At 70.2% G+C, this 23,567-nt stretch carries 17 protein-coding genes and 1 pseudogene; 9 read left to right on the forward strand and 9 right to left on the reverse strand.

Annotation, left to right across the window (positions count from 1 at the left end; genetic code table 11):
• Window positions 1-17: 17 nt before the first annotated feature.
• Window positions 18-2,033, forward strand: a complete 2,016-nt coding sequence (locus tag HY68_RS28660; RefSeq protein WP_078863837.1) for a LamG-like jellyroll fold domain-containing protein — start codon at window positions 18-20, stop codon at window positions 2,031-2,033.
• Window positions 2,034-2,147: 114 nt separating this feature from the next.
• Here the strand turns inward: HY68_RS28660 and HY68_RS28665 are convergent, their stop codons facing one another.
• Entirely contained in the window at window positions 2,148-2,471 is a 324-nt protein-coding gene (locus HY68_RS28665; RefSeq protein ID WP_241778705.1) for an STAS domain-containing protein, read from the reverse strand.
• 206 nt (window positions 2,472-2,677) lie between these two features.
• A complete protein-coding gene (locus tag HY68_RS28670; RefSeq protein ID WP_041994237.1) occupies window positions 2,678-3,259 on the reverse strand; it encodes a dienelactone hydrolase family protein in 582 nt (193 codons plus the stop codon).
• 60 nt (window positions 3,260-3,319) lie between these two features.
• On the opposite strand from HY68_RS28670, the gene HY68_RS28675 reads away from it, so the two are divergent.
• The gene (locus tag HY68_RS28675) at window positions 3,320-3,883 is read left to right on the forward strand and encodes a helix-turn-helix domain-containing protein (RefSeq protein ID WP_041994239.1); all 564 of its coding nucleotides are present in this window, start codon (window positions 3,320-3,322) and stop codon (window positions 3,881-3,883) included.
• 22 nt (window positions 3,884-3,905) lie between these two features.
• Here the strand turns inward: HY68_RS28675 and HY68_RS28680 are convergent, their stop codons facing one another.
• A complete protein-coding gene (locus HY68_RS28680) occupies window positions 3,906-4,514 on the reverse strand; it encodes a TetR/AcrR family transcriptional regulator (protein WP_041994242.1) in 609 nt (202 codons plus the stop codon).
• Window positions 4,515-4,659: 145 nt separating this feature from the next.
• On the opposite strand from HY68_RS28680, the gene HY68_RS28685 reads away from it, so the two are divergent.
• Window positions 4,660-5,385, forward strand: a complete 726-nt coding sequence (locus tag HY68_RS28685) for an SDR family oxidoreductase (RefSeq protein WP_041994244.1) — start codon at window positions 4,660-4,662, stop codon at window positions 5,383-5,385.
• Window positions 5,386-5,418: 33 nt separating this feature from the next.
• Here the strand turns inward: HY68_RS28685 and HY68_RS45625 are convergent.
• Window positions 5,419-6,120 (reverse strand): annotated as a pseudogene (locus tag HY68_RS45625) (PP2C family protein-serine/threonine phosphatase); the annotation flags it as partial.
• A 593-nt stretch (window positions 6,121-6,713) separates the two neighbouring features.
• Here HY68_RS45625 and HY68_RS28695 point away from each other — a divergent pair.
• The 3 genes from HY68_RS28695 (at window position 6,714) to HY68_RS42305 (ending at window position 8,119) form a co-directional block, all read left to right on the forward strand.
• Complete coding sequence (locus tag HY68_RS28695; protein WP_041994247.1) at window positions 6,714-7,376, forward strand: TetR/AcrR family transcriptional regulator; 663 nt, start codon at window positions 6,714-6,716, stop codon at window positions 7,374-7,376.
• Window positions 7,377-7,564: 188 nt separating this feature from the next.
• Window positions 7,565-7,741, forward strand: a complete 177-nt coding sequence (locus HY68_RS41155) for a CsbD family protein (RefSeq protein ID WP_078863838.1) — start codon at window positions 7,565-7,567, stop codon at window positions 7,739-7,741.
• 222 nt (window positions 7,742-7,963) lie between these two features.
• Window positions 7,964-8,119, forward strand: a complete 156-nt coding sequence (locus HY68_RS42305; RefSeq protein WP_107070236.1) for a DUF6131 family protein — start codon at window positions 7,964-7,966, stop codon at window positions 8,117-8,119.
• A 92-nt stretch (window positions 8,120-8,211) separates the two neighbouring features.
• On the opposite strand, the gene HY68_RS28700 is transcribed toward HY68_RS42305, so the two are convergent.
• The 3 genes from HY68_RS28700 to HY68_RS28710 form a co-directional block, all read right to left on the reverse strand.
• Window positions 8,212-9,327, reverse strand: coding sequence for an aromatic acid exporter family protein (locus HY68_RS28700; protein WP_041994250.1), 1,116 nt, complete (start codon window positions 9,325-9,327; stop codon window positions 8,212-8,214).
• 160 nt (window positions 9,328-9,487) lie between these two features.
• Complete coding sequence (ppk2, locus tag HY68_RS28705; protein ID WP_041994253.1) at window positions 9,488-10,450, reverse strand: polyphosphate kinase 2; 963 nt, start codon at window positions 10,448-10,450, stop codon at window positions 9,488-9,490.
• 60 nt (window positions 10,451-10,510) lie between these two features.
• On the reverse strand, window positions 10,511-11,947 hold the full coding sequence (locus HY68_RS28710; protein WP_078863840.1) for a lamin tail domain-containing protein: 1,437 nt from the start codon (window positions 11,945-11,947) through the stop codon (window positions 10,511-10,513).
• A gap of 268 nt (window positions 11,948-12,215) precedes the next feature.
• On the opposite strand from HY68_RS28710, the gene HY68_RS28715 reads away from it, so the two are divergent.
• Window positions 12,216-14,294: an alkaline phosphatase family protein gene (locus HY68_RS28715; RefSeq protein WP_041994255.1), complete on the forward strand. Its 2,079-nt coding sequence runs from the start codon at window positions 12,216-12,218 to the stop codon at window positions 14,292-14,294.
• On the opposite strand, the gene HY68_RS28720 is transcribed toward HY68_RS28715, so the two are convergent.
• Both HY68_RS28720 and HY68_RS28725 read right to left on the reverse strand, forming a co-directional pair.
• On the reverse strand, window positions 14,258-16,174 hold the full coding sequence (locus HY68_RS28720; protein ID WP_078863841.1) for an ABC transporter ATP-binding protein: 1,917 nt from the start codon (window positions 16,172-16,174) through the stop codon (window positions 14,258-14,260). The genes HY68_RS28715 and HY68_RS28720 overlap by 37 nt on opposite strands.
• On the reverse strand, window positions 16,152-17,909 hold the full coding sequence (locus HY68_RS28725) for an ABC transporter ATP-binding protein (protein WP_041994258.1): 1,758 nt from the start codon (window positions 17,907-17,909) through the stop codon (window positions 16,152-16,154). Before HY68_RS28725 ends, HY68_RS28720 begins: the two co-directional genes overlap by 23 nt.
• Window positions 17,910-18,182: 273 nt before the next feature.
• On the opposite strand from HY68_RS28725, the gene HY68_RS28730 reads away from it, so the two are divergent.
• Window positions 18,183-19,217, forward strand: a complete 1,035-nt coding sequence (locus HY68_RS28730; RefSeq protein ID WP_041994261.1) for a GDP-mannose 4,6-dehydratase — start codon at window positions 18,183-18,185, stop codon at window positions 19,215-19,217.
• 185 nt (window positions 19,218-19,402) lie between these two features.
• Window positions 19,403-23,567 (forward strand): type I polyketide synthase (locus tag HY68_RS45630; protein ID WP_041997459.1); only part of this gene is annotated, 4,165 nt, incomplete at its 3' end.

Raw genomic sequence — 23,567 nt, forward strand, 5'->3', positions numbered from 1 at the left:
CGTGCGGAGCGGAAATCATGGACGGCTCTCCTGCGGTCGGCAGCGGCGGCAAACCCGGACCGGTCGACAACCACGCGGACGACTGCGGTTGCCCCCGCACGGCCGATCTCGACGGCGACAGCATCGCCGCGGCGAGCCGGCGCACCTTCCTGCGGGGCGCGGGCGCGGTGGGGGCAGGCGCGGCTGCGGCCGGACTGCTGGGCGCCACACCGGCGTTGGCCGCCGCCGGTGCCGGCCGGCCGGACGAGGACCCGTACGGCCGGACGACGATGACCCACGCACCGCGCGGCACGTGGCGGCCGGACCCGGAGAATCCGCGCTTCACGGTCGTCGTGATGCCCGACACGCAGTACATGTTCGACCAGGACCGCATCCACCCGGTCCCCGTCGAGGCGTCCTTCCGGTACGTCCTCGACCCCGAGCGCCGGGCCGGAGGCGACGACGAGAACATCGTCTTCCTCGCCCACCTCGGCGATGTGACCAACAACGGCCTCGCCGAGGAGTACTCAGCGGCGACCAAGGTCTTCGACATGCTCGACCGGGCCGGCGCCTCGTACGGGGTGCTGGCGGGCAACCACGACGTCTCGGCTGACGACCAGCGCGGCGCCACCCCGTACCTGGACACCTTCGGCCCCGCGCGGGCGAGGAAGACGCCCGGCTACCACTCCTCCAGCCCCGACGGCTACAACACCTGCCACATCTTCCGGGCCGGCGGCCGGTCCTGGATGCTGCTCTCCCTCGACTGGAGGCTGTCGGAGAAGGGCTTCGCCTGGGCGAACAAGGTCATCGCCGACAACCCGACGCTGCCGGTCATCGTGACCACACACGAGATCGTGGACTCGGACGGGGAAGGCAACGCCTCGCTGTCCGAGTACGGCCGGCAGATGTGGGACAAGCTCATCAAGGACAACGACCAGATCTTCCTCACCCTCAACGGGCACTTCTGGCCGCCCGGGAACACCGTGCTGAAGAACAGCGCCGGCCACGACGTGCACCTGCACATCACCAACTACCAGGACCGGTACTACGGCGGCGCAGGGATGATCCGTTCCTACCGCTTCGACCTCAACCGCGGGGTGATCGACATCGCGACCTTCTCGCCGTGGATACGTGAGCTGGCGGCGAAGGACGAGCTGAACGCCCTCGCCGCGCAGGAGATCGAACTGACCTCCAAGGTCGACCACTTCTCCATGGCGATCGACTTCGACGAGCGCTTCGCCGGCTTCGCGCCGGTACCGCCGCGCGCGCCGCGCCCGGCCCGGCGGATGCTGGTGCCCGGCACACTCGCCTACTGGCGGTTCGACGAGGGCGAGGCCGCCGGCAGCGACGTCGCGGGCGACACGAAGATCAAGGATCTGACGGGACATGGCAACGACCTGGTGCTGCGCACCGTCCCCGGTTCCCCCGCACACAGTCTGACCTGGACCGACGACCACCACCCCGACCAGCCGGGCCACGGCGCGCTGGTTTTCGCGGGACAGGGCAACCCGGTCAGCGGCGCGTATCTCCAGACCCTCGACCGCGCCCCGATCAACCGGGAGACCTTCCGGCACGGTTTCACCTTCGAGCTGTTCTTCAAGGTGCCCGCCGACTGGGACCCGAACCGCAACGGCTGGTCGTCGATGCTCAGCCGCTGGGGCACGGCGGCCGAGGCGGGGAAGAACGGTCCGTCGGCGACCGCCGAGGAGCCCGTGCTCACCATCAGCCTGTCGAGCTCCGTCGAACTGCAGTGGAACGCCTATCCGCTCAACCAGACCGGTGCCACGACGGCTTGGAGCCATCTGTTGCAGCAGGACGAGTGGTGGCATGTCGCCGTCGTCAACGACGGCCGTATCAGCAAGCTGTACGTCAACGGCTGCGAGGAAGGCCGTAACCCGACCAGCCCCGCCGTCGGTCTCGCCACCCTCAACATGCCGTTCATGCTGGGCGGTTACGAGTGGGCCGGCGCCGTCAGCCAGGTCTTCCACGGCACCATCGGTGACGTACGGATCGCCGACCGGGCGCTGAAGCCGGGCCAGTTCATGAACGCCTGATCCGCGGCGGCAGTGCGGTGACGGCCGGGGGCACCGGGGCCGTGGCGGCCGGGACGGTCAGGCGTGTCACGGCGCCGAGTCCTCCCGGCCGTCGTCCGCCCGCCGGCGCCGGTGTCACCGCGTCAGGGGAAGACGGGTACCCGCGGTCGCCGCGCGGGCGGCGTCCGTCGTGGGGTGGAGATTCATCACGCGGTCCACACCGGTCACCTCCAGCAGCCGCCGCACCGGCTCGGAGGGAGCGGCGATCCGCAGGGTGGTCGCCTGGTGGATGTGCAGCAGCAGGTTCAGGAAGCTGGAGTCGCAGAACGTGATGTCACTGGCATCCAGGATGACCGTCCGATGCGACGCGGCGGCGCTTCCCAGCTCGTCCTGCAGGGGGCCGAGGCTGTCGATGTCAACGTCGCCGTGGGCCGCGATAACCGCGGGCTTGTCTGTCAAGGGCTTCTCGATCCATGCGGGGGCCGGGCACAGGTGGTGCTACTACGACGGTAGCCTAGGCCCGTTCGGACACCCGGGGCACCGGCCGCGACCACGAGTTGCCCGGCGAAGCCACAAACATCCCTGCTCAGCGACGTGGTCCGGCGCCCTGGGCGAGGAGGTTCCGGGCTACGCCGCCCACGTCCGTTCGAGTAGTCGGCCCGGGGCTACCGGGGGAGTTTTGCGAGGAAGGTGTGGATTCGGTCCTCCAGTAGGGCGGCGGCTTGCGGGGTGTACGAGTCCAGTGACTCGTCCGTGAAGAGGTGTTCGGTGCCCGGGTAGAGGAAGAGTTCCGCGTCCTTCGCGCCGGCCACCAGGGCTCGGGCGGCGTCGAGGTCGCCGTCGTCCACGAAGAACGGGTCCGCGTCCATCGCGTGTACCTGGACGGGGACTTCCTGGGGCCAGGCGTCGCCGAACTCCGAGACGGGGAGCGCCGCGTGCAGGAGTAGTGCGCCACGGGCGCCGGGGCGGGTCTGGGCCAACTGCTGGGCGGGTACCACGCCCAGGGAGAAGCCCGCGTACACCAGCTCGGCCGGGAGGCCCTCCACGGCTCGTACGCCGCGCTGGGCGATCTCGCCGAAGCCGATCTCCTGCGCGTGGGCGACGCCCTCCTGGACCGTGGCGAAGGTGCGCCCCTCGAAGAGGTCGGGCGTGTGCACGGTGTGCCCGGCGCCGCGCAGCCGGTCGGCGAACGCGCTGATGCCCGGCGTGAGTCCGTGGGAGTGATGGAAGACGACTACCTCGGCCATGCGTACACTTCCTTCGAACCGTAACTGTCGATTGATCCATGACTATAGATTGATCCAAGAATGCAGATCAATACGCCGGACTACGAGATCGCCGAATCGGTCGAGATCCTGACGAAGGCGCAACTGCGGGCCTTCGCTGATCCGTTGCGCATGACGCTGCTCGACCTGGTGCTGGAACGCGCCGCGACGGTCGCGGAGCTCGCCGAGGCGGTGCGACGGCCCAAGAGCACCGTCGCGCACCATGTGAAGGTGCTGGTGGACGCCGGTCTGTTGCGAATAGTGCGGACCCGGAAGGTGCGGGCGATCGACGAGCGGTTCTACGGGCGCACCGGTCGTACGATCCACAACCGCGTGTTCCGCGCCCCGGGCGACGTCGACACCCCTCGGTGCGTCAACTCGCTGACCACGGCGGCCGCCGAGTCGGCCGACGCGCACGAGGCCGACCGGCTGTACACGACGCAGCGCTACACCCGCATCCCCGCTGACAGGGCGTCGGAGTTCTGGCGGCGCGTGGACGCGCTGGCCAACGAGTTCTCGCAACTTCCCGCCGAAGGTGACGTGACGTACAGCTTCGTGGCGGGCCTGTACCCGACGGACCACCCGGTCCTGCCGGACCGCGCCTAGCGCGACGGCGGCGGTCGGCCGGTCAGCCGCGCACCGCGGCAAGGCACTCGTCGTACAGCTCCATGATGTCGCCCTTGCCGTCGTGGTCGACCCATGTCACCGACGCCGCGTCCAGGCAGGCGAACGCCGTCCCGATCACCGCGCGCGCCTTCGCGCCCGCGCCGTCGGTGGCGGCGTCCATGCGCGCCTCGACGAGCGGCAGCAGCTCCTCCTGGAAACGCAGCCGCTTTTCGAGCCAACCGGCCCGCAGCGAAGCGGTGTTGTGCAGGAGACGGAACCGCTCCAGCGCCTCTTCGCGGCTGTTGTGCAACGCCAGTACGGCGGCGACTCCCGCGCGCAGGGCCTCCCACACGCCGACGTCGGCCGGCAGCCCGCTGATCGTGCCGGTCAGCACCTGCCCGAACCGTTCCTGGCCGCCGCCCAGCAGGTCTTCCTTCGTGCCGAAGTAGCGGAAGAGGGTGCGCTGGGAGACGCCGGCCTCGCGGGCGATCTGGGCGATGGTCGTCTCGTCGTAGCCCTGCTCGGTGAACAGGCGCAGGGCCGTGTCGAGGATCTCCCGGGAGGCGAGCAGCCGTGTCCGGTCCCACAGCGTGGCCGGTCTGCCCTTCGCCGGTTCGGCTTCCTGCGTCATGCGCCCAGATTAGCGCAGCGCTGCCAGGGTGGCACTCGCATGCAAGTTGGCAGTCGCTGCCACGTGGTCGTACGCTGCTATAAGGCGGCCGTCACGACGCGCCCCGCCGCCTCCCCTCTCCCTCAAGAACGCGAAGGAACGCATCATGTCCGCACCCGCAGCTCCCCCCGCAGCTCTCATCACCGGCGGAACCAGCGGCATCGGCAAGGCGACCGCAGAACTGCTCCACTCCCGCGGCTACCGCGTCATGGTCACCGGCGCCAGCAGCCTCGCCGACACCGGACTTCCCGAAGACATCACGGTCGTCAAGGCGGACGCGCGGTCCCTGCCGGACCTCGACCGCGCGATGGAGCAGGTACGCAGGCAGTTCGGCTCCCTCGACCTGCTCCACCTCAACGCGGGCATCTCCCGCCCCGGCCCGATCGAGTCGACCGACGAAGCCGCCTTCGACGCGCTGTTCGACATCAACGTCAAGGGCACCTTCTTCACCCTGCAGAAGGCGCTCCCGCTCCTCAACGAGGGAGCTTCGGTCGTGTTCACCGTGGGCGCCGGCGAAGGGGTCGGGGCCGCCATGACGGCGGCCAAGGGCGCTCTGCTGCCGCTCATGCGGTCCCTCGCGCTCGAACTCGCGCCCCGCCGGATCCGCGTCAACGCCGTCAGCCCGGGGCTGATCAACACCCCCGCCTACAGCAAGATGGGTGTCTCGCAGGAAATGATCGAGACCTGGGGGAGGGACGTCCCGCTCGGCCGCGCCGGCGCTCCCGCCGACGTCGCCGAGGCCGTCGCCTTCCTCGCCTCGGACGCCGCCGGGTACATCACCGGCGACGACCTCGTGATTTCCGGGGGCATCGGCGTACACGCCCGCGCGTGACGCGCCGGGCGGCCCGGCGGAGCCGGGCCGGGCTCAGGCCTTGACGACGGCCGTGAAGATGACGATGTCGTCGGTCTGCCGGCCGGCGAAGGTCTCCAGCAAGGTGTCGCACAGCGTCTGTGAGTCCTGCGGGCCCTGGACGACCGCGTCACTCAGCTCCTGGAGCGAGCGGTCGATGTGGGCGCCGGGGATCTCGATGAGTCCGTCGGTGACCATCAGCAGCCGGGCGCCGGGGGAGACGTGGTGGGTCGTGGGCGTCGGGTGGGACAGCCCGAGCCCCAGCAGCGGGCCATGGTCGTGGAGATAGCGGGCCGCGCCGTCGGACGTCATGAGCAGCGGCGGCAGATGTCCCGCGTTGGCAATGTGGATCCGGCCCGTACCGGGCTCGACGAGGACGATACAGAGAGTCGCCGTCCAGCCGGGGCGGTGCTGCACCAGGAGCCCGTCCAGGAGCGACAGCAGGACATTCGGCGGATGGCCCTCGCTGGCGTACGCGCGCAGCGCGTGACGTAGCTCGCCCATCACGATCGCGGCCTGGAGGCTGTGTCCTGCCACGTCCCCGACGGCCAGCAGCAGTCCGTCCGGGGTCTCGACGGCCTCGTAGAAGTCGCCGCCGATCTCGGACTGGGAAGCCGCCGGAAGGTAGCGCACGGCCAGTTCCACGCCGGGCAGGTCGGGCAGCGAGTCGGGGAGGAAGGTGCGCTGGAGCGTTACGGCGAACTGGTGCTCCTCGCTGTACAGCGCGACGACCCCGCGGTTGGTCTCCTCCAGCTCGGCGGCGAGATCCTCGCTGAGGGCCGTTACCTGCCCGTGGGCCTGTTCCAGCTCGGCCACGCGCCGTTTCAGCTCGGCCACGCTCGACCGCGAGCGGGTCAGGGCCGCGAGGAGATCACTCGTCTGCGGGGAGGGTGGCGTGTCGGACGTACTACTGGGGATGCCGGTCGTCGTGCCGCACCTCGCACCGGGGCTGTCGGTGCTGCCGTCGAGACTCCCCGTCCCGTCGAGACTCCCCGTCCGGCCGAGACTCCCCGTCCGGCCGAGACTCCCCGTCCGGCCGAGACGGTTCGTCCCGCCACTACCGTCCGTCACGCCGAGGTTCTCTGTCTCCTCATGGTTGTCCATGGCCTCCAACATCTGGCACACCTCACCTTCCGCCCGTGCCGTCCGGTGCTGCACCTCCCGCCACGGGGCATCGGTCCTTGTGACCGTGTGCAACCACGCCTTCCCCGGAACCGCACGAACATCCGTGGCGTCACGGCTGCGGCCCGCCCGGCGGGGGAGTCCCCACGGGGAGGTCGGCGATAAGCTTCACGGCGTAAGCTGACACCATGGAAAACAGCGGAACAGCAGCCCAGGCCGCACCGAAGCGGGCCGCCCGTACGCGCAACCGCCGCGGCGAGGGCGGGCGGCTGCGGGACGACATCATCGCCGCCGCTGTGGAACTCCTCGACGAAGCAGGGGACGAACGCGCCATCACGCTGCGATCGGTCGCCCGCAAGGTCGGCATCGCCGCCCCCTCGATCTATCCGCACTTTCCGGACCAGCCGGCCATCATGCTCGCCGTCGTACAGCGCGAGTTCGCCGAGCTGCGTGACGGTCTGCGCGCTGCGGTGGCGAAGGCCGGCAGCGACCCCCGGCAGCGGTTGTACGCCGTGTGCACCACCTATCTGGACTTCGCCCAGCTCCGCCCGGAGCGCTACCGCACGATGTTCGGCGGCCTCTGGATGCCGGATCTGGACGACAGCTCCCTGACCGAGGCGGATCTGGCCGCCCTCGGCGACGAAACGATGCAGATCCTCATCGACGCGCTCGCCGAGTGCGCCGCCGCGGGGGAGTCCGCCAGCACCGATCCGTCGAGCGACGCGGTCGCGCTGTGGCTGGGTCTGCACGGTCTCGCGCACCAGCGCGCGGTGGCCCCCGCGTTCCCCTGGCCGCCGGACATCGCCGAGCGGATCATCGCCGCGCTGGCTCACCTGACCGGGCCGACCTGACCGGGCCCGCCTGATCGGGACGGCCGGCCGGGACGGCCGGCCGAGCCGTACATCCCGGGAATTACCGTTCCGGAGCGCCCTGACTTCCGTCTGCGATTTCCGCTTCCGAATTTTCCTGGTTTAGGTGCGGAATTCGGGGTGAGGCGTGGTGGTGCAACATCTTCGAGTGGGACAGGGTGTGAGTGGTTGTGGCTGCGGACGAAAAGGCTCAGGGCAAGGGCGAGCAGGCCAAGGGCAAGGTCAAGAAGGTCGTCGGAGGCGCTGTGGGCAACGAGTCCATGCGTGCCGAGGGCCGTGCCGAAGAGTCGAAGGGCGACCTGCGCTCGGCCAAGGAAAAGGCCAAGGACGCGATCAAGCCCAAGTAACATCACACACCGGTCCCGGGTAGCCGCTCCTTTCGTCGGCTCCCGGGATCAGTGCTGTTCCGGCCCTGGTGGCAGCCGTGGGAGCCGTCGAAAATCAGATGGGGACGGCGTGCATGGGTGCCCGAGAGCGGGGCACACGGAGACAACGCGGGAAGAGGGTGCTGCGGATCCGTCGGAATGAGGATCTGTACGCACCGAAGAGACGTGAAGATCGGAATTGAAATGATTGTCCTTGGCGTCATTCTGCTCATAATCGGCCTGCTGGTCGGTGTCTCGCTGCTGACGACCGTCGGCGGCATCCTTGTAGTGGTCGGCGCGGTCCTGTGGATCCTTGGCTCGACGGGACGCAAGGTCGGTGGGCGTAAACACTACTTCTAAGAACCGCACCCTGCGCGGTTGTTGAGCGATGGGAAAAGGGTCCTGTCCTGCCGAGTGACGGCACCCTTCAGTAAACCCGGGGTCCGGCGGAATCACCTTCCGCCGGGCCCCGTCGGCGTACCCCGCTCAGCGGTCTGCCGCAGTTCGTGCAGCAGCCGGCCGATGTCGGTGACGAGCGAGCCGCGCAAGGCGGTCTGTGCGGGTGAGTCGAAGCGCCCGTGGTGGCTGCTGCTCTCCAGGGCCTGGCGCCGGTCGTCGGCCTCGCGCAGAGCGGCGTCGAGGTCGGCGGGATCGTGCTGCCGCCGCATGAATTCGTCCAGGATGTCCGCCGAGCGGCGCAGCAAGTCGCCGTAGTCGTCGAGGAATTCGCGTGGCAGCAGGTCGTAGTCCCCGGTGCGGGCGGCGTAGGACAGGCTCCGGACGATGGACTGGATGTGCCACAGAGCCCTGTCGACGACGGTGATGGCGGACGGGGCGCGGACCAGCAGCCGACGGGCGTCGGGCAGTGAACGGCGCGGATTCAGCCGGGAGTTCTCGGTCTCCTCGTCGATGACACGCAGGGCCGCTGCGGCGTCGGCGGAGATCAGCGTGCACTGGTCGTTCCAGTCCTGAAGGTCCTTCTCGTCGAGGCCTTCCGCCGAGGCGGTCGCCGTGGCGATGGTGACGAGGACGTGCTGGGCCCGCGCGGAGAGCGTCTCGACGACCTGCTCGGACCGGCCGGTGCGCCGGGCGGGGGCGAGGGTCAGGTGCATGACGATGGCGCAGGCCGCGCCGAGCGTCACGGACGCCACCAGATGACCGATGTACGCGATGCTGCCGTGCCCCGCCGAGAAGGCGAAGATGCCGATCACCGACACCTGCGTCCCCTGGTACCCCAGCCGCTGGGTCTTGCCGATCGCGAGGGCGCAGAGGATGAGTACGGCGAGACTCCACGCGTGTACCCCGACCGTCTCCCCGAGGCCGGCGGCGAGCGCGGTGCCGAGGACCATCGCGGTCAGGTACTGGACGCAGTCGCGGAACGACTTGTAGAGGGTGACCTGCAATATCAGCAGGGCGGTGAACGGCGCGAACGTGGTCACCGTCGGCGGCAGCAGCCACTTGGCCAGCATCCACGCGGCCACCGCCGCCACGACGCCCTTCGCCTGAAGCAACAGGTCGTCCCGCTCGGGACCGGACGAGGCGATCCCCCGGACGCAATGACGAACCACCCGCGCACCAGTACGCCGAGGCGCCCCCGCATACCACCGAAGCGCCCCCGCTACGCCGCGCCCGCGTGGTGAACTCCCTTGGCCGGTCGGGCCGGCGGATCTCTTTGCCATCAATGTCCCTCTTCGCAACGGGAAGTTCCAACGGTCACCGGGCCAGGCGTCAGGTGAGGTCGGTGGGGTGGTCGCCCGGGCCTTCCGTGCGTTCCGTCAGGACCGTGGGGGAGAGGCTGGTGTCCTCCTCGCCCGGTTCCAGAAGGGTGTTGGCCGGGCCGATGATCCGGGGGTCGGGTTCGCCGACCGCCTCGGCGTCCTTGTTGGCGTAGTCGATGCGGAACAGCAGACTGCGCATCGCTTCGAGCCGCGCCCGGCGTTTGTCGTTGCTCTTGACGACCGTCCACGGGGCGCGGTCGGTGTCGGTGGCGCGGAACATGTCGACCTTCGCCGTCGTGTACGCGTCCCAGAGGTCCAGGGACGCCACGTCGGTGGGGGAGAGCTTCCACTGGCGTACCGGGTCGACCTGGCGGATGGCGAAGCGGGTGCGCTGCTCGCTGCGGGAGACGGAGAACCAGAACTTCACCAGCACGATGCCCTCGTCGACGAGCATCCGCTCGAAGCCGGGGCACTGCGTGAGGAACAGCTCGTACTGCTCCTGGCTGCAGTACCCCATGACGCGCTCCACGCCCGCCCGGTTGTACCAGGACCGGTCGAAGAAGACGATCTCTCCGCGCGCGGGCAGATGGGCCACGTAACGCTGGAAGTACCACTGGCCGGATTCGCGGTCGGTCGGCTTGTCGAGAGCCACCACCCGGGCCCCGCGCGGGTTCAGCCGCTCCGTGAAGCGCTGGATCGTGCCGCCTTTGCCCGCCGCGTCCCGTCCCTCGCACACCACCATGACGCGCGCGCCGCTGTCCCTGGCCCAGCGCTGGAGTTTGAGCATCTCGATCTGCAGGATGCGCTTGCTTCGCTCGTAGTCCTTGCGGGAGACCTTCTCGTCGTAGGGGTGGTTCTCCCGCCAGGTGCCGATCGTCCGGCCGTGCTCGTCCAGGAGGACCGGCTGCTCGGGTCTGCTGTCATCCACTTTGAGGCCGTCGAGCAGGGCCTTTTCCGCCTCTTTACGGTCCATGTGGTGCCGGTGCCCGGTGGGGCGGGGCGGAAACCGGCCGCCCCACCCCGTGTCGACGTGTCAGGCGGTGCAGTTCAGCGTGCCGGCGCGCAGCGCGTGGCCGCCGTCGTCGGCGTCGTCGGACCAGACGACCGGCTTGTGGCCGGAGACGCAGGCCGACTGGGGGGCGACGGCGAAGCCCTCGTTGTTGTAGTTCGACATCCCCGAGGGGCGGTCGTACACCGCGGTCGCTGCGAACTGGCCCTGGGCGTTGATGTCGAGGACCGAACTCTGGCCCTGGCAGGAGTCGTCGCAGACCGCCCACAGATGCCCGGTGGCCGGTTCGAACTCCAGCTCCATCACGGCCGACAGGCCGCTGGCGACGGTGGCGATCCGGGTGAAGCCGCCGCCGGACTGGTTGAGGGCGTACGCGTAGATCGTGCTGTTGTCCTCGACACCGCCGAAGAACAGACCGCTGCCGTGGCCCGGGTAGGACGCCGGGTCGTAGGCCGCTCCCGTGTGCTCGTCACGGAAGTCGTGCGCGGTCAGGAACGAGTCGGGGATCCACGAGATCCCCTCGAACCCGCCGTTCTCGGGGAGCGAGGGCAGGTCGGAGGTGAGGTTCCACTCCGCGGTCGCGTTCAGCGAGGACGACGTGGCGGAGCCGTCGAAGCGCAGGATCTCGGGCTTGCTGGTGGAGTCCTTGTCGTTGTCGCGCTCGGTGGCGACGAACAGCCCCTCGGGGGTGCTGACCACGGCCTCCGCGTCGGGGTCGCCGCTGCCGCCCGGGTAGTGCAGGGCCTTGCCCTTGGACCAGCCACCGGTCGTGTCGGGGCGCCAGGTCGAGCCGTTGGGCACCAGCCGGTAGAGCTTGCTCGGGCCGTTGTTCACCGCCCAGAGGACGCCGCTGCTCTCGAAGGACAGCCCGCTGAGGTTCTCCCCGAACACGTTCGAGCCGTCGGCGTTGGTCACGGCCGAACCGCCCGGCCAGGCCCCGTGGACCGGCTGGCCGCCGCCCCCGCCGGTCGTGCCGCAGGCGTTCGCCTTGCCCTTGGTCGGCGTGGTCGTGGTGGTGAACGCGCCGGTGCCGTCCGGGCAGCGGCCGTACGTGGTGTCGGCGTGGTCGTCCCAGCTGTAGGAGTCCACCAGCGTCGAGCCGTTGTACAGCCGCGCCGAGTCCTCGCTGCCCAGGCCGAACGACGGGTCGACGTCCAGCGCCAGGAAAGCGCCGGCGGCCAGCGTCGTCTTCTTGGCGATCTTGTACGAGTGGTCGTCGTCGTTGTCCTTGACGAGCCATCCGGACACGTCGACCGCCGCGGAACCGGTGTTGACGATCTCGACCCAGTCACCCGGACTGCCGTTGTTCGACTCGACCTCGTTGATCCGAACCGTGGCCTGGGCGGCCTGGGCGGCCTGGGCCTGGGTCTGTGCCGAGGCAGGCGCACCGGACAGGCCGAGGGCCAGGAAGGTCAGAACAACGGCGGTGACGGGGGCTTGACTACGCCAGTGCGTACGCACGATGGCCGCTCCTCATGTCGGGGATCGAGCAGGCGAGGAGCGCGCTCACGCTCCCGGCGAAGCATCGGGCACCCCGGCGACCAGGGGCTGAACACGCTACGAACAATGCGTGTAACCCGCAGGAGTTACCCCGGACCGCCGCCCGGAGTGATCACCGCTCAGCCCGCGTTCACACGGTGTTGGTGTCCACTTGCTTCGATGAACGGGTCGCAGCACCTGTCCCGACTGTCCCCGAACCCGACTGCCCCCACGCATGGGAGGAGCCTCCATGGCCCCCGGTCCGACACCCACGACGCCCGAGTCCGACACCGCAGGCACATTCGACGCGCCGAGCGGCACCACCCGCCGCCGGTTCCTCCAGGGCACGGGGGTCGCCGCCGGAACGCTCGTACTCGGCGGGACCGCCGGGGCGGGCGGCGCGTACGCCGGCACGAAGCAGCGGTACGTCCTGCCGAAGGGCTTCAAGGGCAATCTGTCCGACCTGCGGCATGTCGTCATCCTCATGCAGGAGAACCGCTCCCAGGACCACTACTTCGGCACGTTCCCCGGCGTACGGGGCTTCAACGACAAGCAGGCGCTGCGGTTCCAGGACGGCACCACCGTCTTCCAGCAGAAGGACGGCAAGGGCAACACCGTCTCGCCCCAGGTCGACGACGGCGCCTGGGGCAACGACCACGGAGCCTGGGGCGACGTCGGTCACCGCACCTGGGACAAGTGGGTGCAGCACAACGGCGCCAGCGCCATGAACTACCACAGCGACGGCTACATGGGCTTCTACCACTCGGTCGCCGCCCAGTACACCGTCGCCGACCAGAACTTCTGCTCCGAGTTCGGGCCCACCGACCCCAACCGGAAGTATCTGTGGAGCGGCACCGCCAACAGCGAGACGGGCAACACGGACGAGTCCAACTACTCCCGTCCCTGGATCACGGTGGCCGAGCAGCTCCAGCAGGCCGGCATCGACTGGCGGCTCTACTCCGACAACAGCGGTGACGGGCGGCAGGGTTACCTCAGCGGCTGGGTCGGCGACTACGGCGACAACGAGCTGAAGTACTTCAAGGGGTTCGAGCCGGCCGGGCTGAGCGCCGACGACCCGAAGCTGCGGCCGGGCACCGGGCTGATCTGGCGCGGCAACGCCACGTACTACGCCGGCATGACCGCCCCGAACGACGACTCGGACGCCAACCTCGACGCGGTGCTCAAGAACTTCCACGACGCCTGCCGGCCGGGCGCCGAGCATCCGCTGCCCGCGGTCTCCTGGCTGGTGGCGCCGTACGGCTGGTCCGAGCACCCGAGCGCGGACACCCTGCACGGCGAGCGCTACGTCAAGAAGGTGCTCGACAGCCTGCAGAGCAACCCTGACATCTGGAACCACACCCTCTTCATCCTCAACTACGACGAGAACGACGGGAAGTTCGACCACGTCCTGCCGCCGTGGCCCGAGCCGGGCACGGCGGGCGAGTACGTCGGCGACTACCCGCTCGGCTTCGGGCCCCGGGTGCCGATGCTGCTGGTCTCGCCGTGGACCCGTGGCGGGCACGTGGCGTCCGAGGTCTTCGACCACACCTCGACCATCACGTTCCTGGAGACCTGGGCGGCCCACCTCGGCAAGCCGTTCCGCTGCCCCAACATCAGCGACTGGCGGCGCTCGGTCGCGGGCGACCTGACCAGCGCCCTCGACTTCGCCCACCCGCAGCCCGGCCCCGCCGCCTTCCCCGACCCGCTCGCCGAGCAGCCGGTGTCGATCGCGGCGGGCCACATGACGCCGCGCCCGCTGGGCTTCCACCCGCACGCGACGATCTCGGAGGACCGCGCCGCGGGCACGGTCACCGCCAGGATGACGCTGACCGGCGGCCCGAAGGGCAAGGCCCTGAGCTTCCAGGTCTTCCCCGACAAGTACCGGCCCTTCTCCAGCACGCCGTTCACCGTCACCGCCCGCGAGCCGCGCGAGTACACCTGGGACGCCGGGGCCACCGACGGCGCGTACGCGTTCTCGATCTACTCCAACGACGGTTTCGTACGCTCCTTCGCCGGCCGGGTCGCGCCCGCACACAAGCACGACGGCGGCCTGCCGCGCGTGGAGGCCGACCTGGTGCGGGCCAAGGGCAAGCACGACGCCGAGGTGAAGCTCACGCTGCACAACGACGGCGCGGCGCCGGTGCGTTACGTACTCACCGCCAACGACTACCTCGGCCGTACCCAGCGGATCACGGTGGCCCACGGCCGCACGAGGACCGTCACCTGGCCCACCCAGGAGGGCTATTACGACGTGGTCGTCACCGTGGACGAGGACACCACCTGGAGCCGGCGCTACGCCGGCCGCGTCGCCACGGCCGACCGGGACTGATCCGCCGGAGCGTCCGTCCGCACACCGGAAGCGTCGTGGGCGCGCGCGGCGTGCAGGCGGGCGTAGGCTCCCTGACGCCTGATCAGATCGTCATGGGTGCCCTGCTCGACGATGCGGCCCGACTCCATCACCACGATGACGTCCGCGTCACGGATGGTGGACAGCCGATGCGCGATGACGAAGCTGGTCCTGCCCTCGCGCAGGGTGTTCATCGCGCGCTGGATGAGCACTTCGGTACGGGTGTCGACCGAACTGGTCGCCTCGTCGAGCAGCAGCACCGCCGGCTTGGCGAGGAACGCCCGTGCCACCGTGATCAGTTGCTTCTCGCCGGCGCTCACGCCTGCCGACTCGTCGTCCAGCACGGTGTCGTAGCCGTCGGGCAGCGTACGGATGAACCGGTCCGCGCAGGTGGCGCGGGCCGCCGCCACGATCTCGTCGCGCGTCGCGCCGGCCCGGCCGTACGCGATGTTCTCGGCGATGGTGCCCCGGAACAGCCAGGTGTCCTGGAGGACCAGGCCGAACCGGGAGCGCAGGTCGTCGCGGGTCATGGACGCGATGTCCGCACCGTCGAGCAGGATGCGCCCGCCGCCGAGCTCGTAGAACCGGACGAGCAGATTGCCCAGTGTGGTCTTGCCCGCACCCGTCGGGCCCACGATCGCCACCGTGCTGCCTGGTTCCACCGTCAGCGACAGATCCTCGATCAGCGGCGTGCCGGGGGAGTAGCGGAACGAGACACGGTCGAACCGGACGCGCCCCGCGGCCCGTTCGGGCGTGTGCGGGTGCGCGGGGTCGGGGTGCTGCTCGTCCGCGTCCAGCAGGGTGAAGACCCGTGCCGCCGAGGCGATTCCCGACTGGAGGCGGCCCGCCACGCTCGCGACCTCCACGATCGGCTGGCTGAACTGGCGGGAGTACAGGATGAACGCCTGGACGTCCCCGAGGCTCAGCGAGCCGTGCACCACCTGCCACGCACCGACCACGGCGACGGCCACATAGCCCAGGTTGGCGATGAACATCATCGACGGCTCGATGGTGCCCGAGGCGAACTGGGCCTTCCTGCCCGCCCGGTACAGCGCCTCGTTGTGCGCGTCGAACCGCTCCTCGGCCTGTGCGCGCCTGCCGAAGCCCTTGACCAGGGAATGGCCGGTGTAGATCTCCTCGACATGCCCGTTCATCGAGCCGGTGGCCGCCCACTGGTCGGCGAACCGGGGCTGGGCGCGCTTGCTGATCCAGGCGGCGAGCACCGCCGAGACGGGCACGCTCGCCAGCATGACCAGCGCCAGTGACGGCGAGATGACCAGCATCAGGATCAGCATGGTGACGACGGAGAAGACCGAGGTGATCAGCTCGGCGAGGGTCTGCTGAAGGGTCTGCTGGAGGTTGTCGACGTCGTTGGTGGCGCGGCTCAGCACCTCGCCCGCCGGATGGCGGTCGAAGTGGCGCAGCGGCAGCCGCCCGAGCTTGTCCTCCGCCTTCTCCCGCAGGTCGAAGACGACCCGCTGCACGACGGCGGCGATCAGCCGCCCCTGCGCGAGCATGAACAGCGAGGCCGCGACGTAGAGGACGAGCAGGAGCAGCAGCACCCGGCCGACCTCGCCGAAGTCGACCCCGGGTGTTCCGGAGCCGGCCGCGCCGCCCGGGGCGCCGCCGACGGTGCCGTCCACGATCAGGTCCGTGGCCTTGCCGAGGAGCAGCGGGCCGAACGCGTTGAGGGTGATGCCGCCGATGCCCAGGGCGAGCGCCAGCGAGATACGGGAGCGGTGCGGCCGGAGCAGCCCGACGAGCCGCCGCCCCGCCCCGGTGGCCTCGGGCTGCCGCCTCTCGGGTTCGCGTGTCTCGGATGCGTGCGCATCGGACGCGTTACGGCTGCCGGGCGAGACCATCGACGGCCTCCTCTTCGGTGAGCTGGGAGAGCGCGATCTCGCGGTAGGTCGAGCTGTCACGCAGCAGTTCGGCGTGGGTTCCGGTGCCGACGACGCGCCCCTCGTCCAGGACCACGATGCGGTCGGCGGTCCGTACGGTGTCGACCCGCTGGGCGACGGTGATCACGGTCGCCCGCGCCGTCTCCGGCGCGAGGGCGGTCCGCAGCGCCGCGTCCGTGGCGTAGTCGAGCGCCGAGAAGCAGTCGTCGAAGAGGTAGATGTCGGGCCGGCGCAGCAGGGTGCGCGCGATGGCCAGCCGCTGCCGCTGCCCACCGGACACATTGGTGCCGCCCTGGGAGATCTCGGCGTCCAGCGCGCCGGGCAGCCGCCGGACGAACTCGGCGGCCTGGGCGACCCGCAGGGCCTCCCACAGCTCCTCGTCGGTGGCGTCGGGGCGCCCGAAGCGCAGATTGCTCGCGACGGTGCCCGAGAACAGGTACGGCTTCTGCGGTACGAAGCCGACCGCCCGGCTGAGCGTGTCCGGGTCCAGCTCCCGTACGTCGGCGCCGTTGACGCGCACCGACCCGTCGGTCGCGTCGAACAGCCGCAGCACCAGATTGAGCAGGGTCGTCTTGCCGCTGCCGGTGCTGCCGAGGATCGCCACGCTCTCGCCGGGCCCCGCGGTCAGGTCGATCCCCTGGAGCACCGGCTTCTCCGCACCCGGGTAGCGGAACTCCGCCCCGCGCAGGACGAGTTGACCGGCGGCCGAGGGGGAGGCGCCGACCGGGTCCGGTGGCGGCGTGACGCTCGTCGGGGTACCGAGGATCTCCTGGACGCGGCCGGCGGACACCTTCGCGCGGGGCACCGAGAGGAAGACGAACGCGACCATCACGACCGACATCAGGATGAGCGAGAGATAGCTGAGGAACGCGCTGATCGCGCCGATCCGCATCGACCCCGCGTCGATCCGGTGGGCGCCGACCCACAGGACGGCCACCATGAACACGTTCATGAGCAGCAGCACCACGGGCAGCATGGTCGCGATGAGACGGCTGACGCGCCGCGAGACGTCGAAGAGTTCGGTGTTGGTACGGGTGAACCGCGCGCGCTCGTAGTCGTCCCTGACGAAGGAACGCACCACCCGTACGCCGGTGATCTGCTCACGCAGCAGTCTGCCCAGCCGGTCGAGGTAGGTCTGCATCCGCTCGTAGAGCACGCCCATCCGGGCCAGCAGCAGACCGAAGGCGACGCCGACGACCAGCACGAGCAGCACCAGGATCAGGGCGAGCGGCACGTCCTGCTGGAGGGCCAGCGCGATGCTGCCCAGGCACATGAGCGGCGCCGACACCACGATGCCGAAACCCGAGACGGCCAGGGTCTGTATCTGCTGGACGTCGTTGACCGTACGGTTCATCAGCGAGGGCGTACCGAACCTGCCCACCTCGCGCGCCGAGAAGTCCAGCACCCGGCGGAAGACGACGGAGCGGATGTCACGCCCCATCGCCATCGCGGTGCGCGAGCCCAGCGACACGGCGCCGACGGCCGAGACGATCTGGACGAGGGCCACGGCGACCATGACCGCCCCGACCCGGGTGATGTAGCCGCTGTCCGCCCGGACCACACCGTTGTCGATGAGGGCCGCGCCCAGCGTCGGCAGCACCAACGTCGCCAGGATCTGGGCCAGTTGCAAAAGGACCAGCAGAGCCGCCGCTCCCCGGTGGGGACGTATATGGATGCGCAGGAGTCCGAACAGCACGGAATGACACTCCGGTTGACAGAGCCGGCCCGGACGCCGACGCATCCAGTGCACCGCACCGGAGGCCCGAAAATCACTAGTGTTCTCGGTTTCTTGCTTTCTTGCCGGCGGTCGCACTCAGGAATTCCCTAGTATGCCGGGGATTTCTTGACACCGAGGTCGGCGGCTTGCGAGCGTTCCGATGTCTATCGTCCGGACAGAAGCGTATTCGATGCAAGGTCGTCGACCTAGCTCTGCGTTTGGGCGGTCTCTCGTGGTCGAGAAGGGGTTGGAATGTCCAAGCGCGCGCTGATCACCGGAATTACCGGGCAGGACGGATCGTATCTGGCCGAGCACCTGCTCTCGCAGGGCTACCAGGTATGGGGATTGATCCGGGGCCAGGCCAACCCGCGCAAGTCGCGGGTGAGCAAGCTCGTCTCGGATCTGTCCTTCGTCGAGGGCGATCTCATGGACCAGGGCAGCCTGGTGTCCGCCGTCGACACGGTCCAGCCCGACGAGGTCTACAACCTCGGTGCCATCTCGTTCGTGCCGATGTCGTGGCAGCAGGCCGAACTGGTCACCGAGGTGAACGGAATGGGCGTCCTGCGGGTCCTGGAGGCGATCCGCATGGTGAGCGGCCTCAACAGCTCCCGCACCGCGGCGAACGCCGGCCAGATCCGCTTCTACCAGGCGTCGTCGTCGGAGATGTTCGGCAAGGCGGCCGAGACGCCGCAGCGGGAGACGACGCTCTTCCACCCGCGCAGCCCCTACGGCGCCGCCAAGGCGTACGGGCACTTCATCACCCGCAACTACCGTGAGTCCTTCGGCATGTACGCGGTCTCCGGGATGCTCTTCAACCACGAATCCCCGCGCCGCGGCTCGGAGTTCGTGACCAGGAAGATCTCCCTCGCGGTCGCCAGGATCAAGCTGGGGCTCCAGGACAAACTGCACCTGGGCAACCTCGACGCGGTACGCGACTGGGGCTTCGCCGGCGACTACGTACGCGCCATGCACCTCATGCTCCAGCAGGACGACCCCGACGACTACGTGGTGGGCAGCGGCAGCATGCACTCGGTCTCCGACGCCGTCCGGATCGCCTTCGAGCACGTGGACCTCGACTGGGAGGACTACGTGGTCATCGACCCCGGTCTGGTGCGCCCCGCCGAGGTGGAGATCCTCTGCGCCGACAGCAAGCACGCGCAGACCAGGCTCGGCTGGAAACCCAGCGTCGACTTCCCGGAACTGATGCACATGATGGTCGACGCCGACCTCGCGCAGGTCCACCGGGAGGACCAGTACGGGGACCTTCTGCTGGCCTCCAGCTGGTAGTGGTCCGGGAAACCGGGCAGGACTAGGGAATTCCTGTCGCGGTCGCGACGACACTCGCCACATGGCTTCTCCGTAATCCGCTGTGAAGCCATGTGGCTTTTTCATTTATTGCTTTGGACGACGAGCGTGTGATGTCCGGCGTGATTCATGTTCGGTCGCTGGCTGTCGAGATGGGTTGAGTTGAGATGGACAACGAACAGAAGCTCCGGGACTACCTCAAGCTTGCGACCGCCGATCTCCGACGGACGCGCCAGCGGGTGACCGAACTGGAGACGTCGGCCCGGGAGCCGATCGCCATCGTCGGTATGACCTGCCGCTACCCCGGCGGTGTGTCGTCGCCGGAAGACCTGTGGCGGATGGTCGAGGCCGGCGAGAACGGCATCACCGAGTTCCCCGCCGACCGTGGCTGGGACGCCGAGGCGCTCGCCTCGTCCAGCACGACCTCCGGCGGCTTCCTGCACGACGCGCCCGACTTCGACGCCGACTTCTTCGGCATCTCGCCGCGCGAGGCCGTCGCGATGGACCCGCAGCAGCGCGTCGTGCTCGAATCCGCCTGGGAGGCCTTCGAGCGCGCGGGCATCGACCCCACCTCGGTCAAGGGCAGCCAGACCGGTGTGTTCATGGGCGCGATGGCCCAGGACTACCGGGTCGGGCCCGCAGACGGCGCCGAAGGGTTCCAGCTCACCGGCAACACGGGCAGTGTCCTGTCCGGCCGGATCTCCTACTCGTTCGGCACGGTCGGCCCCGCCGTCACGGTGGACACCGCCTGCTCGTCGTCCCTGGTGGCCATCCATCTCGCCGCACAGGCGCTGCGCGCGGGGGAGTGCACCCTCGCGCTGGCCGGTGGTGTCACCGTCATGTCGAGCCCGGGTACCTTCGTCGAGTTCAGCCGGCAGGGCGGCCTCTCGGCCGACGGACGCTGCCGCTCCTTCGGCGACTCCGCCGACGGCACGGGCTGGGCCGAGGGCGTCGGCATCGTCGTACTGGAACGGCTCTCCGACGCCCGGCGCAACGGCCACGAGATCCTGGCCGTCGTGCGGGGCAGCGCCGTCAACCAGGACGGCGCGTCGAACGGCCTCACCGCGCCGAACGGCCCCTCCCAGCAGGACGTCATCCAGCAGGCCCTCATCAACTCCCGGCTCTCCGCCGACGAGATCGACGTCGTCGAGGCGCACGGCACCGGCACCACGCTCGGCGACCCCGTCGAGGCACAGGCCCTGCTGGCGACGTACGGGCGCGACCGCGACGCGAGCCGTCCGCTGCTGCTCGGCTCGGTCAAGTCCAACATCAGCCACACCCAGGCGGCGGCCGGTGTCGCCGGTGTCATCAAGATGGTCATGGCGATGCGGCACGGCGTACTGCCGCGCACACTCCTGGCCGACGAGCCCTCCTCGCACGTGGACTGGACACAGGGCGCCGTCAAGGTCCTCGACCGGAACACCGCCTGGCCCGAGACCGGGGCGCCCCGGCGCGCCGCCGTCTCCTCGTTCGGCATCAGCGGCACCAACGCGCACACCATCGTCGAACAGGCACCCGAACCCGAGGCCGCGGACACCGGAGCGGCTGACACCGACGCCACGGGCAGTACGCACACCGAACCCACCGTCGAGCCCGGTGTCGTACCCGTACCGCTGTCCGGGCGGACCCCCGAGGCGCTGCGCGCCCAGGCCGCCGCACTGCTCGCCGCGATGGAGGCGGAACCCGCTCCCGCAACGCCGCTGGTCGACACGGCCTTCTCGCTGGCCACCACCCGGGCCGGTTTCGAGCACCGCGCCGTGATCCTGGCCGCCGACCGCGCCGCCGCGCTCGCCGGACTGACCGCACTCACCGAGGACACACCGGCGGCCGACCTGGTGCGGGGCGCGACCCAGGGCGACGGCAAACTGGCGTTCCTCTTCACCGGACAGGGCTCCCAGCGCCTGGGCATGGGCCGGGAACTGTACGGCCGCTTCCCGGTCTTCGCCGAAGCCCTCGACGCTGCGCTCGGCGAGCTGGACGACCGGCTGGACCGGCCGCTGCGCGACGTGCTGTGGGGCGAGGACGCCGAAGCGCTGGACCGTACGGAGTACGCGCAGCCCGCCCTGTTCGCCGTCGAGGTCGCCCTGGCCAGGCTCGTGGAGTCCTGGGGCATCAAGCCCGACTACCTGACCGGTCACTCGATCGGCGAGATCACCGCCGCCCATGTGGCAGGGGTGCTCTCCCTCGGCGACGCCGCCGCCCTCGTCGCGGCCCGCGGCCGGCTGATGCAGGCCCTGCCCGCAGGCGGCGCGATGGTCGCCGTACAGGCCACCGAGGACGAGGTCGCGCCACTGCTGGCGGGACACGAGGACCAGGTCTCCCTCGCGGCCGTCAACGGCCCCGCCGCCCTCGTACTCTCCGGTGACGCGCAGGCGGTCGGCGAGATCGCCGCACGGCTGGAGGCCGAAGGGCGCAAGACCAAGCGGCTCCGGGTCTCGCACGCCTTCCACTCGCCGCTCATGGAACCGATGCTGGCGGAGTTCCGCGCCGTGGTCGAAGGACTGAGCCTCCAGGCCCCGCTGACGCCGTTCGTCTCCAACGTCACCGGTGAGCCCGCGACCGTCGCACAGGTGACCTCCGCCGACTACTGGGTGGACCACGTCCGACGCGCCGTACGGTACGCGGACGGAGTCGACTGGCTGCTCGGCCACGGCGTCACCACCTTCCTCGAACTCGGCCCCGACGGCGTCCTGTCCGCCATGACCGAGGACGGCATCGAGGCCGCCGCGGCCGACGGCGCCACCGCACTGCCCGTACTGCGGGCCGGCCGCCCGGAGACCCACACCGTCACCACGGCCCTCGCGGGTCTGCACGTGCGCGGTGTCGCCGTCCGCTGGGACGACTACTTCGAAGGCACCGGCGCCCGCCGGGCCGACCTGCCCACCTACGCCTTCCAGCGCCGCAGGTACTGGCCCAAGGGCAGCCAGGGACACACCGCCGACCTGCGGGCCGCCGGACTGGGCGCGGCCCACCACCCGCTGCTCTCCGCCGCCGTCTCACTGGCCGACTCCGACGGGGTCCTGCTCACCGGCAGGCTCTCGCTCCAGTCCCACCCGTGGCTCGCCGACCACGCCGTGCGCGGCACCACACTGCTCCCCGGCACCGCGTTCCTGGAGCTGGCCGTCCGGGCGGGCGACGAGGTCGGCTGCGACCGGGTCGAGGAGCTGACCCTGGGGGCGCCGCTGATCCTTCCCGAACAGGGCGCGGTCCAGGTCCAGTTGTGGATCGGCAACCCCGACGACTCGGGCCGCCGCACCGTGAACGTCTACTCCCGCCCCGAGGGAAGCGACGAGGGCGCCTGGACCCGGCACGCCACCGGTGTGCTCGCCGTCGGTGAGATCGGCGACGAGCGCTCCGTCCTCGACACCGACGTCTGGCCCCCGGCCGGCGCCGAACCGGTGGCGATCGAAGGGCTCTACCCCCAACTGGCCGACGAGGGCTTCGAGTACGGCCCGGTCTTCCGGGGCCTGCGGGCCGTCTGGCGCCGGGACGACGAGGTGTACGCCGAGGTCGTGCTGCCCGAGGGCGGCGAGGCCGAGGCCGACGCGTTCGGACTGCACCCGGCGCTGCTCGACGCGGCCCTGCACGCCGCCGCTTTCGCACAGCTCGGCACGGAGAGCCAGGGCGGGCTGCCCTTCTCCTGGGAGGGCGTGTCGCTGCACGCGACCGGCGCCTCCGCGCTGCGCGTACGGCTGACCCCCGCCGCCGAGGACGCGGTGTCGCTCGCCGTGGCCGACACATCGGGCCGGCCGGTCGTCTCCGTCGAGGCGCTGGTGCTGCGGCCCGTCGCGGCGCAGCAGTTCGGCGCCGTCGCCCTGGTGGGCAGGGACGCGCTGTTCGGTCTCGACTGGATACCGGTACGGACCGGCACGACGGACCCCGGACGGGTGGCCCTGGTCGGCACCGACGTGTTCGGGCTCGCCGACGACCTGGCAGCGGCGGGCACCGCCGTGACCCACCCCGATCTGCCCTCCCTGGCGGCGGCGGACTCGCCGGTCCCGGACGTCGTACTGACCGCTGTCACCGGCGACATGACCGACAACGCGGCGGACTCCGCCCACACGCTGGCGGCGGACGCGCTCGCGACGGCGCAGGCCTGGCTGGCCGACGAGCGGTTCGCCGGAGCGCGACTGGTGTTCGTGACGCGGGGCGCCGTCGGTGGCCGTGATGTGGCCGCCGCGTCGGTGTGGGGCCTGATCCGCTCCGCGCAGACGGAGCACCCCGGCCGGTTCGGTCTGGTCGACCTGGACCCCGAGACGCCGGCCGCCCTGCCGCGCCGGGCGCTGGGCGTGGACGAGCCTCAACTGGTCGTACGCGGCGGCGAGGTGCGGG

The sequence above is a fragment of the Streptomyces sp. AcH 505 genome (assembly GCF_000818175.1).
GTDB lineage: Bacteria > Actinomycetota > Actinomycetes > Streptomycetales > Streptomycetaceae > Streptomyces.